The organism is Micromonospora acroterricola (assembly GCF_003172955.1).
Taxonomy (GTDB): Bacteria; Actinomycetota; Actinomycetes; order Mycobacteriales; family Micromonosporaceae; genus Micromonospora; species Micromonospora acroterricola.
Map to the genome: position 1 here is coordinate 16,251 of NZ_QGKR01000160.1, position 12,005 is coordinate 28,255.

Below are 12,005 nucleotides of genomic sequence, written 5' to 3' on the forward strand. Positions count from 1 at the left end.
GATCACGTGAGCGCCAGCGCAGCCGCTCCGACGCCTACTCCGGGACGCGGCGGTAGGCGCCGTCGCTGGCCGAGGTGGCCATCGAGGCGTACGCGCGCAGCGCCGCCGACACCGGCCGCTGCCGGTCGAGCGGGGTGTACGGCTTGTCGCGCTTCTCCTCGGCCACCCGTCGCGCCTCCAGCTCGTCGGACGGCACGTTCAGCTCGATGGACCGGCCGGGGATGTCGATGACGATCTCGTCGCCCTCGCGCACCAGCGCGATCAGGCCGCCCGAGGCCGCCTCGGGGGAGGCGTGCCCGATGGAGAGCCCGGAGGTGCCGCCGGAGAAACGGCCGTCGGTGAGCAGCGCGCAGGACCGGCCCAGCCCGCGACCCTTGAGGAACGAGGTCGGGTAGAGCATCTCCTGCATGCCGGGGCCGCCCTTGGGCCCCTCGTACCGGATGACCACCACGTCCCCGGCGACGACCTGCTTGGCGAGGATCGCCGTCACGGCGTCGTCCTGCGACTCGTACACCTTGGCCGGGCCGCGGAAGGTCAGGCAGTCGTCCGGAACGCCGGCGGTCTTCACGACGCAGCCCTCCGGCGCGAGGTTGCCGTGCAGGATGGCCAGCCCGCCGTCGGCGGAGTACGCGTGCTCGCGGTCGCGGATGCAGCCCTCGGCCGCGTCGGTGTCCAGGGACGACCAGCGGTTGGTGGTGGAGAACGGCTCGGTGGTGCGCACCCCGCCCGGCGCCGCGTGGAACAGCTCGACGGCGGTCGCCGTCGGCGAGCCGCCCCGCACGTCCCAATCGGTCAGCCACTGCGCCAGGGAGGGGGAGTGGACGGCGTGCACGTCCCGGTTGAGCTGCCCGGCCCGGTCCAGCTCGCCGAGGATCGCCGGGATGCCGCCGGCCCGGTGCACGTCCTCCATGTGGTAGTTCGGCGAGTTCGGCGCGACCTTGGCCAGGCAGGGGACCCGCCGGGAGATCGCGTCGATGTCGGCCACGCCGAAGTCCAACTCCGCCTCACGGGCGGCGGCGAGCAGGTGCAGCACCGTGTTGGTGGAGCCGCCCATCGCCACGTCCAGGGCGACGGCGTTCTCGAAGGCGGCCTTGGACGCGACCACGCGGGGCAGCACCGAGTCGTCGTCGCCGTCGTACCAGCGCTTGGCGATCTCGACGACGGTGCGGCCGGCCTCGACGAAGAGCGACCGGCGCGCGGCGTGGGTCGCCAGCGTCGAGCCGTTGCCGGGCAGCGCCAGCCCGATCGCCTCGGTGAGGCAGTTCATCGAGTTGGCGGTGAACATCCCGGAGCAGGAGCCGCAGGTGGGGCAGGCGGAGCGCTCGATCTCGCCGAGCTGGTCGTCGGTGACGGCCTCGTTCGACGAGGCGATCATCGCGTCGATCAGGTCGATCTTGCTGTGCACGACGCCCTCGATCGCCATCGTCTTGCCGGCCTCCATCGGGCCGCCGGAGACGAAGACGGTCGGGATGTTGAGCCGCAGCGCGGCCAGCAGCATGCCGGGTGTGATCTTGTCGCAGTTCGAGATGCAGACCAGGGCGTCCGCGCAGTGCGCGTTGACCATGTACTCCACGGCGTCGGCGATCAGCTCCCGGCTGGGCAGCGAGTAGAGCATGCCCCCGTGGCCCATCGCGATGCCGTCGTCGACCGCGATGGTGTTGAACTCCCGGCCGACCCCGCCGGCCTCGGCCACCGCGTCGGCGACGAGGCCGCCCATGTCCTTGAGGTGTACGTGACCCGGCACGAACTGGGTGAAACTGTTGGCGATGGCGACGATCGGCTTGCCGAAATCGTCGTCGGTCATCCCGGTGGCCCGCCAGAGGGCCCGGGCGCCGGCCATCGTCCGACCGTGCGTGGAGGTCTTCGACCGCAGCTCAGGCATGCGTACCAGCATGACACCGCCTGCGCGCCGACCGGCCGGAGAGTACGCCGTGTCCCAACAGATGCACACCCGGTCCCCCACGACGAGCGCTCATCCGGCACTCTTGGATGCGTGCACTTCCCCCCGGGCATGGTCGCGGTCGCGGCGCTGAGCGGGCTCGTGGCCACTGCCGCCGCCGTCCTGCTGGCCGTGGTCGCCCGGCGGCGCACCGGCCCCCGCCGTCCGGCGCACGTGCTGCTCGCGGTGGCCGCCGGCGCCGCCCTGCTGAGCCTGCTGGTCGGGGTGGCGACCGTCCTCGCCGCGGGCGACCACTGGGCGCACGAGCAGGGGCAGCGCACCGGGTGGGCCACGGTGGTCGCGATCGGCACGGCGGTGAGCGGGCTGGCCTTCGCCGCCGGTCTGCTCCGGCTGCCCGGGGTGGCCGCCACCGCGCCGGGGACCGCCCGGCTCGCCCTGGACGGCTTGATCATGGCCGCCGCGCTGTGGTTCGTCGGCTGGGTGCTCTTCTCCGAGCCCACCCGGCTGCTCGGCGCCGCCACCCCGATGGCGTGCCCGGCGATCCTGGTGGCCACGGTGAGCGCCGCGCTCGGCGCCGGGCTCGCCGTGATCGTCGTCTTCCGGGCCGCCGCCCCGCGTCGGCGGCTGGCCGCGCTCGGCGCGGGCATCAGCGCGGTGAGCTGCGGCGGCTTGGGTCTCGCCGCCGGGCTCTGCCAGGCCGGGCCGACCATGGCGCTGACCGGCGCGGCGGTGCTCGCCGCCGCCCTGCTGACCGTCGCGCTCGCGGTGTACCGGGCCGACCGGCCGGGGCAGGTCGACCTGGACCTGATCGGCAGCGACGGCGAGTACGCGGTCGCCCCGATGCTGGCGATGGCCGCCTCGGCGATGTACCACCTCCTCCAGGACGGCAGGTTCACCGCGGCGGGCATCGTGGCCGGCAGCGTGGAGGGCTTCGCCCTGGTGGCCCGGCAGTACCTCACCCTCAAGGACGTCCGGAACTACGCCGGCCGGCTGGCCGAGCGGGAGGCGCACTTCCGCGAGCTGGCGCACACCGACCCGCTGACCACGCTGGCCAACCGGCGCGGGCTGCTGCGCGCGCTGCACGACAGCGCGGCGGCGGGCACCCCGTGCGTGCTGCTCGGGCTCGACCTCGACGGCTTCAAGAACGTCAACGACATGCGGGGCCACGACGTGGGCGACGCCGTGCTGGCCGAGGTGGGCCGGCGGCTGCGCGGCAACCTGCGCCCCGGCGACGTGGCGGCCCGGCTCGGCGGCGACGAGTTCGCCGTGCTCATGCCCGGCCGGCCCGCCGACGCGGACCGGGTCGCCGAGCGGCTGCTCGGGGTGCTCAACCGGCCGTACGACCAGGCGGAGGGGCCGGTCTTCCTGTCGGTGAGCATCGGCGTCGCCGGGTGGGCCGGTGAGCCGGACGTGGAGCTGCTGCTGCGCCACGCCGACCTGGCGCTGCGCTACGCCAAGCAGCGCGGCAAGAACCGGATCGAGCGCTACGACGCCACGTACGACCAGCTGCTGCGCCGGCGCACCACGCTGGAGCACGAGCTGCGTGGCGCCATCGAGCGCGACGAGCTGCGGCTGGCGTTCCAGCCGGTGGCCTCACTGCCGTCGGTGCGCCCGGTGGGCGCCGAGGCGCTGCTCCGCTGGCACCACCCCGAGCTGGGCAACGTTCGCCCGGACGAGTTCATCCCGCTGGCCGAGGAGTGCGGGATGATCTCGACGCTCGGCGCCTGGGTGCTGCACCAGGCCTGCTACCAGCTCTCCCGGTGGCTGGCCGACGGGCACGATGTGTGGGTCTCGGTGAACGTCTCGCCGCGCGAGCTGCACGCCCCGGAGTACGTGGTCCAGGTCGCCGAGGCGCTGCGCGCCCACCACGTGCCGCCGCAGCGGCTGGTGCTGGAGGTCACCGAGCACGCGGTCGCCACCGACCTGGACGAGCTGATCCGCCGGCTGACCGCGCTGCGGCTGACCGGCGTCCGGATCGCGCTCGACGACTTCGGCGCCGGCTACTCCTCGCTGGGGCAGTTGCGCCGGCTGCCGATCGACATCCTGAAGATCGACCACAGTCTGGTCGCCGAGCACGAGCCGGTCCGCCCGGTCGGCGCGGACGGTCCGGCGTTCGCCCCGATGGTCGACATCGTGATGCGACTGGGGCACCAACTGGGGCTGGAGGTGATCGCCGAGGGGGTGACCACGCCGACCGAGCTGGCCGCGGTGGTGGCCGCCGGCTGCCGGTTCGGCCAGGGCGCGCTCTTCGGCTGGGGCGTGCCGTCGGAGCACCTGGAGGCGATGCTGGAGGCGGCCACCTCGCCGGGCGCGCGGCCCGCGCCGCTGCCCACGCCGCGCCGGCCTCTCGGCGGATCCGGGCAGGTCACCCCGGTTGCCGAGAGCGCGTCGCCGGCCGACGCGCCGCGCTCCGTTAACCAACATGTGGGATCAGTTGACTCATCGCGTGAGATGCGTCAGGCTTAGCCGCATGTCGTCGTACCGGTCGCTGCGAGTACTTACCTGAGCGCACTCTCCCTCATCGAGAGTGCGCTGGCCCCGTGCATCTGCACGAGGGCCGTTTTTATTGCCATCGGAACCTGTCGGGGCGGGCCCCGCCCGCGTCGCATCGCTTGACAAGCCCCAGCCATTCCAGCCGAAGGCCAGAACCGCCATGACGAGACCCACGCCCGAGACTCTCGCCCACACCGCCCGGCGTGCCCGCGCGGCCGCCGAGCCGGCCGGCACCGTCGACCCCGCCGCCGCGCGCGCTGCGGCCACCCCGGCCGTTCCGGTGGTACGGCCATCCGCTCCGGCGCCGGTCTCCGGCGCCGGCTCGCTCGTGCGGTCCCTGGAGGCGCTCGGCGTCGACGTCGTCTTCGGCATCCCGGGCGGCGCCATCCTGCCCGCGTACGACCCGCTCTACGACTCCAGCGTCCGGCACATCCTGGTCCGGCACGAGCAGGGCGCGGGGCACGCGGCGACCGGGTACGCGCAGGCCACCGGCAAGGTCGGTGTCTGCATCGCCACCTCCGGCCCCGGCGCGACCAACCTGGTCACCCCGATCGCCGACGCGTACATGGACTCGGTGGCGATGGTGGCGATCACCGGCCAGGTGGCCCGCCCGTCGATCGGCACCGACGCCTTCCAGGAGGCGGACATCCAGGGCATCACGCTGCCGATCACCAAGCACAACTTCCTCGTGCAGAACGCCGAGGAGATCCCGCAGGTGCTGGCCGAGGCGTTCCACCTGGCCAGCACCGGCCGGCCCGGCCCGGTGCTGGTCGACATCCCCAAGGACGTGCTCCAGGCGTCGACCACGTTCGCCTGGCCGCCCACCCTGGACCTGCCCGGCTACCGGCCCACCCTGCACCCGCACGGCAAGCAGATCCGGGAGGCGGCCCGGCTGATGGCGGCCGCCCGCCGGCCGGTGCTGTACGTGGGCGGCGGGGTGCTCAAGGCCGGCGCCACCGAGGGTCTGCGCCGGCTGGCCGAGCTGACCGGCATCCCGGTGGTGACCACGCTGATGGCGCTCGGCGCGTTCCCCGACTCGCACCCGCAGCACCTGGGGATGCCCGGCATGCACGGCACCGTCGCGGCGGTCTACGGCCTGCAGAAGGCGGATCTGATCGTCGCTCTGGGCGCCCGGTTCGACGACCGGGTCACCGGCAAGCTGGACTCGTTCGCCCCGGACGCGGCGGTGGTGCACGCCGACATCGACCCCGCGGAGATCGGCAAGAACCGGCACGCGGACGTGCCGATCGTCGGCGACGCCCGGCACGTCATCGACGAGCTGATCGCGGCGGTGACGGCGGAGCGGTCGACCGGGCACGACAGTGACCTGGGCGACTGGTGGACCCAGCTCGACGACCTGCGCAACCGCTACCCGCTGGGCTACGACGAGCCGGCCGACGGCACGCTCTCCCCGCAGTACGTGATCAAGCGGCTGGGCGAGATCGTCGGCCCGGACGCGATCTACGTGGCCGGGGTGGGCCAGCACCAGATGTGGGCGTCACAGTTCATCTCCTACGAGAAGCCGCACACCTGGCTGAACTCCGGCGGCCTCGGCACGATGGGCTACGCGGTGCCGGCGGCGATGGGCGCCAAGGTCGGCAAGCCGGACACGGTGGTCTGGGCGGTCGACGGCGACGGCTGCTTCCAGATGACCAACCAGGAGCTGGCCACCTGCGCGTTGGAGGGGATCCCGGTCAAGATCGCCGTGATCAACAACGGCAACCTCGGCATGGTCCGGCAGTGGCAGACGCTGTTCTACAACGAGCGCTACTCCAACACCGACCTCGGCACCCACAAGCACCGCATTCCCGACTTCGTCAAGCTCGCCGAGGCGCTGGGCTGCGTCGGGCTGCGCTGCGAGAACGCCGACGACGTGGACAAGACCATCGCCGCCGCCATGGAGATCAACGACGCCCCGGTGGTGATCGATTTCGTGGTCGGCAAGGACGCCATGGTCTGGCCGATGGTCGCGGCCGGCACCAGCAACGACGAGATCATGTTCGCCCGCGGCGTCCGCCCGGCCTTCGACGAGGATGACATCTGATGACGATGCACACGCTTTCGGTTCTCGTGGAGAACAAGCCCGGCGTGCTCGCCCGGGTCTCCGGCCTGTTCTCCCGGCGCGGGTTCAACATCGACAGCCTAGCCGTGGGCGAGACCGAGAACCCGGACGTCTCCCGGATCACCATCGTGGTCAACGCCGAGTCGTCCCCGCTGGAACAGGTCACCAAGCAGCTCAACAAGCTGGTGAACGTGCTCAAGATCGTCGAGCTGGACGCGCAGGTCTCGGTCGCCCGGGAGCTGCTGCTGGTGAAGGTCCGCGCCGACCGGTCCGCGCGGACACAGGTGCTCGAGACGGTCAACCTGTTCCGCGCCCGGGTGGTCGACGTGGCACCGGACACGCTGACCATCGAGGCCACCGGCACTCCGGACAAGCTCGACGCGCTGCTGCGCGACCTCGAGCCCTTCGGCATCAAGGAAATGGTCCAGTCCGGGCTGGTGGCGATCGGTCGCGGCTCGCGTTCGATCACCGCCGGTCCCGCGCTGCGGGCCGCCTGACCCATCCGCACAGTCCACGACGGGCCGCCCGGGCCGTCGTACGAAAGGGAAGTCTCATGAGCGTTGAGGTGTACTACGACGACGATGCCGACCTCGGCCTGATCCAGGCCAAGAAGGTCGCGGTGATCGGCTACGGCAGCCAGGGCCACGCCCACGCGCTGTCGCTGCGCGACTCCGGCGTCGACGTGGTGATCGGTCTGCCCGAGGGCTCGAAGAGCCGTCCCAAGGCCGAGGAGCAGGGCCTGCGGGTCGTCACGCCCGCGCAGGCCGCCGCCGAGGCCGATGTGATCATGGTGCTCGCACCGGACACCGCCCAGCGTGCCCTCTACACCGAGTCGATCGCCCCGCACCTCGCTCCGGGCAAGGCGATCTTCTTCGGCCACGGTTTCAACATCCGGTACGGGCTGATCAAGCCGCCGGCCGAGGTGGACGTGGCGATGGTCGCGCCGAAGGGCCCCGGCCACCTGGTCCGTCGCCAGTACTCCGACGGCAAGGGGGTGCCGTGCCTGGTCGCCGTCGAGCAGGACGCCAGCGGCAACGCGCTCGCGCTCGCCCTCGCGTACGCCAAGGGGATCGGCGGCACCCGCGCCGGCGCGATCCGGACCACCTTCACCGAGGAGACCGAGACCGACCTCTTCGGCGAGCAGGCGGTCCTCTGCGGCGGAGCGGCGGCACTGGTGCAGACCGGTTTCGAGGTGCTCACCGAGGCGGGTTACGCCCCCGAGGTGGCCTACTTCGAGTGCCTGCACGAGCTGAAGCTGATCGTCGACCTGATGTACGAGGGCGGCATCGCGAAGATGCGGTACAGCATCTCCGACACCGCCGAGTACGGCGACCTCTCCCGTGGCCCGCGGATCATCGACTCCCGCGTCAAGGACGAGATGCGCAAGATCCTCGGGGAGATCCAGTCCGGCGAGTTCGCCCGGGAGTGGGTGGCCGAGGACGAGGCGGGCCGGCCCAACTTCACCAAGTGGCAGGCCGAGGGTGCGGCGCACCCGATCGAGGAGACCGGCAAGAAGCTGCGCGGCATGATGAGCTGGGTCGACCGCCCGATCACCGAGACCGCCTGACGTCGCCCGCGGGGACCGTCCGGCCGTCCAGTCACGGCCGGACGGTCTCCGCGCGTCCATACCGGGATCCCGGCCGGGGAACGTGCTCGCAACCTGCGCCGGGCACCGCGCCGGTGGCGTCGGCCTCCCGGACGTCTCTGCTGAACGTGATACCTGTGAGTCATATCGATGACCCACAGGTATCACCGTCACAAATGTGCGACCCGGCGGACTCAGCAGGTGGGGCGAGCCCGGCCGCGGGCGGCCGGCCGGCGGCGCGATGCCGCGAGACCAGCGGCCCGACCCGCGCCTCCCCGAGGGCCGCTGCCTTCGCTCATCGTTGGTCCGCGCAACCGTGACGGCCTGGTGAACGGCCGATGTCCACCGTCCGACCCGGCGTGTGAGGGCCCTCACCCCGAAGACCGGAACATACCGACCAGCGCGGCCCCTACGATCGCGGGTAGGTGCGCAGCCGGCACCTGACAGCCACGGCACGACCAGCGCAGGGTGCAGTGCGGCGCCCTGCCACCCGGGCCGATCGCAAACACGACCTCTACGAGGACCGATGAATCCTGTCGTACTGATCGCCGAAGAACTCGCCCCCGCCGCCATCGAGGTGCTCGCCCACGACTTCGACGTCCGTCATGTCGACGGCACCGACCGTCCGGCCCTGCTCTCGGCGCTCTCCGAGGCCGACGCCGTCATCGTGCGCAGCGCGACCCAGATCGACGCCGAGGCGATCGCCGCCGCGCCCCGCCTCAAGGTGGTCGCCCGGGCGGGCGTCGGGCTGGACAACGTCGAGGTGCCGGCCGCCACCGCGCGGGGCGTCATGGTCGTCAACGCGCCCACCTCGAACATCGTCTCCGCCGCGGAGCAGGCCGTCGCGCTGCTCCTCGCCGTGGCCCGCAACACCGCGAGCGCCAGCGCCGCGCTGAAGGCGGGGGAGTGGAAGCGGTCGAAGTACACCGGCGTCGAGGTGCAGGGCAAGACCGTCGGCGTGGTCGGGCTCGGCCGCATCGGGGTGCTGTTCGCGCAGCGCATCGCCGCGTTCGGCACCCGGCTGATCGCGTACGACCCGTACATCCAGCCGGCCCGGGCGGCGCAGCTCGGCGTGCGCCTGGTCGGGCTGGAGGAGCTGCTGCGGGAGAGCGACTTCATCTCCATCCACCTGCCGAAGACCCCGGAGACGGTGGGCCTGATCGGTGAGAAGGAGCTGGCGATCGTCAAGCCCGGCGTCCGCATCGTCAACGCCGCCCGTGGCGGTCTGGTCGACGAGCAGGCGCTCGCCGACGCGATCGCCGAGGGCCGCGTCGGCGGCGCCGGCGTGGACGTGTACTCCAAGGAGCCCTGCACCTCCTCGCCGCTGTTCGCCTTCGACAACGTGGTGGCGACCCCGCACCTGGGCGCCTCCACCCACGAGGCGCAGGACAAGGCCGGCCTGGCGGTGGCCCGGAGCGTGAAGCTGGCGTTGCAGGGCGAGTTCGTCCCGGACGCGGTCAACGTGCAGGCCGGCGGCGTGGTCGCCGAGGATGTCCGGCCGCTGCTGCCGCTGGCCGAGAAGCTCGGCCGGGCGTTCACGGCGGTCGCCGGCGGCGTCGCCGCCAGCGTCACGGTCGAGGTCCGCGGCGAGATCGTCGGCCACGACGTGTCGGTGCTCAAGCTCGCCGCCACCAAGGGCCTGTTCAGCTCGGTGGTCGAGGAGCAGGTCACCTACGTCAACGCCCCCCACCTGGCTGCCGAGCGGGGCGTCGAGGTGACCCTGGCCAGCCTGGCCGAGACGGCGGAGCAGCCCACCCTGGTCACGGTGCGGGGCGCGCTGCCCGACGGCCGGACGGTCAGCGTCTCCGGCACGGTCACCCACTCGGGTGCCCGCGACGTCCTGAAGCTCACCGAGGTGGACGGCTTCGACGTGGAGATCGGCGCGGAGGGCATCCTGCTCTTCCTGCGCTACGCCGACCGGCCGGGCGTCGTCGGCGTCGTCGGCACGCTGCTCGGCGAGTCGGGCATCAACATCGCCGCCATGCAGGTGGCCCGTCGCGAGGCGGGCGGCGAGACCCTCATGACGCTCACCGTCGACCAGGCGCTCGGCGCCGACCTGCTCACCTCGGCGGCCGACTCGATCGGCGCGACGGCGGCCAGCGCGGCGGATCTGCGCGACGAGTAGTCACGGCAGCACCGCGAGGGGCCCGGCTCTGCGCTGGGCCCCTCCGTCGTACCCCGGGGTCGGGTTTCCTGCCGCCCGGCTGTGTCAGCCGGGCAGCCGGGCCGGGGGTGGGTAGACCGAGCCGTCCTGCGGGTCGAAGAGCATCAGCCCGTTCTCGCCGGCCAGCCGCTCGATGTCCAGCAGCACCTGGTCCGCGCAGTTCGGGTCCAGGTTCAGCTCGACATGGTCGTGGGCGGCGTGCAGTGGCGCCACCGCCCACGGGCTGTCCGGGCCGGGGTGTCGGTCCGGGTAGGAGGCGGTGATCGCCCGGTAGAAGGCGACCACTCGCGGGTCCGGGTAACGGTCCACGTGCCGCCCCTGCCGGCAACCCTCGACCGCGCCCCGCACGTCCTCGGGCGTCGCCCCGTCCTCCAGGGCCCACACGCTCAGATCGAAACTCACGGCGGACAGCGTGCCATCCGTCGTTCACCATGTCGAAACTGCCTCGCCGCAGGCCAATCACTGATCCGCTGCGGTCCGGCCACGACGGTCCGGTGTGGAGACTCTTGCGTCGAGTTGCGTCGATTCGCTAGCGTACCGACTGCGGTCACTGGCCGAGTTCGCGGCGCCGGCCCGTCTTCGGGTGGCGCGGTCGACGTCCGGCCCGACCGGTCCGCACCCCTCGATTGTGCGAGCCACGCGCACTCGTCGCTGACCGGCCCCCACGGCCGTTGCCGAGGCTGTGGGGGCCGATCGCAGCCCGACCGGCCGGCCCGAGGGACGGCCGAGGTGCGAATCGGGCTCCAGGGCGAGCCTCCCGCATCGCCGCCGGTGCCTCGTCCCGGCTCGACGAGATCCAGGAGACACGCCCCCGCGCCGCGGGGAGGCAAGCTCGGTGCGGCGACGTCCCGCTCAGCGCCGGTGGGCGAAGAGCGCGCGGTAGTCGGAGCCGCCACGGAACCAGGCCAGGCCGGTGGGGCCGGCGGCGTAGAGCGCGGTGGCGTAGGCGTCGGCGACCGTCAGGTCGGGGCCGACGACCGTGGCGGCGACGAGCTGACTGGCCGGCTCGCCCGTGTGCGGGTCCACCACGTGCCCCTGCCGTCCGGTCACCCCGGAGGTGCCGACCGCGCCGTCGGTCATCTCCAGCACGAGCGGCGCGCGGTCGGGCGCGGTCGGGTGGTGTACCGCCACCCGCCACGGCCCGCCGTGCGGCGCGCGACCGCGGACCACGAGGTCGGCCCCGGTGAGGACCGCGTAGTCGTGGATGCCCGCGGCACGCAGGCGGGCGGCGGCGCGTTCGACCGCCCAGCCGCCGAGCAGGCCGCCCGGGTCGAAGCCACCGGGCACGGCCCAGGCGTCGAACCACCCGTCGGTGGCGGCGCGCATCGCCGTGCAGCGGTCCACCAGGTCGGCCAGCGGCGGGTACGAGTCCGGGCTGATCTCGCCCCGGCGCAGCATGGAGACGAGGCTCTCCGGCCGGTTCGGGCCGTAGGTGAGGTCGATGGCGCGCAGCTCGGCGACGCTGTCCCGCAGCGCCTCGCCGACACCTCGCCGGCCGAGCCACTCGGGCGCATTGAGCAGCAGGGTGTACTCCGCGGTCGGGGTGCGCACCGTGTGCTGCACGGCGATCCGGCCCTGGCCGCTGACGGCGGGGTCGATCCGCTGCCGACGGCTGCCGAGCCGGAGGTCCGGCCGGCGGTTCCGGAAGGCCGACGGATCGGGCCAGCGGGTCCTCGGCTGCTCGTCGATGCGCATGACGCCTGCCCCCTAGCAGTCGGGGCCGCGTTGTCGGCGACCACCGTCCGCGGGCCCCCGCGACCCGCTGACCCCCACCGTAGGCAGCGGAGATGACCGGCACATG

At 72.8% G+C, this 12,005-nt stretch carries 8 protein-coding genes; 5 read left to right on the forward strand and 3 right to left on the reverse strand.

Features of this window, described 5'->3' with window-relative positions; all coding sequences use genetic code 11:
• Positions 1-34: 34 nt before the first annotated feature.
• On the reverse strand, positions 35-1,882 hold the full coding sequence (gene ilvD, locus DKT68_RS09410) for a dihydroxy-acid dehydratase (protein WP_109817063.1): 1,848 nt from the start codon (positions 1,880-1,882) through the stop codon (positions 35-37).
• Between the two features lie 129 nt (positions 1,883-2,011).
• On the opposite strand from ilvD, the gene DKT68_RS09415 reads away from it, so the two are divergent.
• The 5 genes from DKT68_RS09415 to serA all read left to right on the forward strand — a co-directional run bounded on the left by DKT68_RS09415 (position 2,012) and on the right by serA (position 10,165).
• Positions 2,012-4,366, forward strand: coding sequence for a putative bifunctional diguanylate cyclase/phosphodiesterase (locus DKT68_RS09415; RefSeq protein ID WP_407940714.1), 2,355 nt, complete (start codon positions 2,012-2,014; stop codon positions 4,364-4,366).
• 187 nt (positions 4,367-4,553) lie between these two features.
• Positions 4,554-6,437: an acetolactate synthase large subunit gene (locus DKT68_RS09420; RefSeq protein WP_109817038.1), complete on the forward strand. Its 1,884-nt coding sequence runs from the start codon at positions 4,554-4,556 to the stop codon at positions 6,435-6,437.
• Positions 6,437-6,952, forward strand: coding sequence for an acetolactate synthase small subunit (gene ilvN / locus DKT68_RS09425; protein WP_109817039.1), 516 nt, complete (start codon positions 6,437-6,439; stop codon positions 6,950-6,952). Before DKT68_RS09420 ends, ilvN begins: the two co-directional genes overlap by 1 nt.
• Positions 6,953-7,008: 56 nt before the next feature.
• Complete coding sequence (gene ilvC / locus DKT68_RS09430) at positions 7,009-8,022, forward strand: ketol-acid reductoisomerase (protein WP_109817040.1); 1,014 nt, start codon at positions 7,009-7,011, stop codon at positions 8,020-8,022.
• 544 nt (positions 8,023-8,566) lie between these two features.
• Positions 8,567-10,165: a phosphoglycerate dehydrogenase gene (gene serA, locus DKT68_RS09435; protein ID WP_109817041.1), complete on the forward strand. Its 1,599-nt coding sequence runs from the start codon at positions 8,567-8,569 to the stop codon at positions 10,163-10,165.
• A gap of 84 nt (positions 10,166-10,249) precedes the next feature.
• On the opposite strand, the gene DKT68_RS09440 is transcribed toward serA, so the two are convergent.
• Both DKT68_RS09440 and DKT68_RS09445 read right to left on the reverse strand, forming a co-directional pair.
• Positions 10,250-10,606 carry a hypothetical protein gene (locus tag DKT68_RS09440; protein WP_109817042.1) on the reverse strand — a complete coding sequence of 119 codons (357 nt, stop codon included), beginning with the start codon at positions 10,604-10,606 and terminating at the stop codon, positions 10,250-10,252.
• Positions 10,607-11,056: 450 nt separating this feature from the next.
• Positions 11,057-11,899, reverse strand: coding sequence for an FAD:protein FMN transferase (locus DKT68_RS09445; protein WP_109817043.1), 843 nt, complete (start codon positions 11,897-11,899; stop codon positions 11,057-11,059).
• Positions 11,900-12,005: the final 106 nt, after the last annotated feature.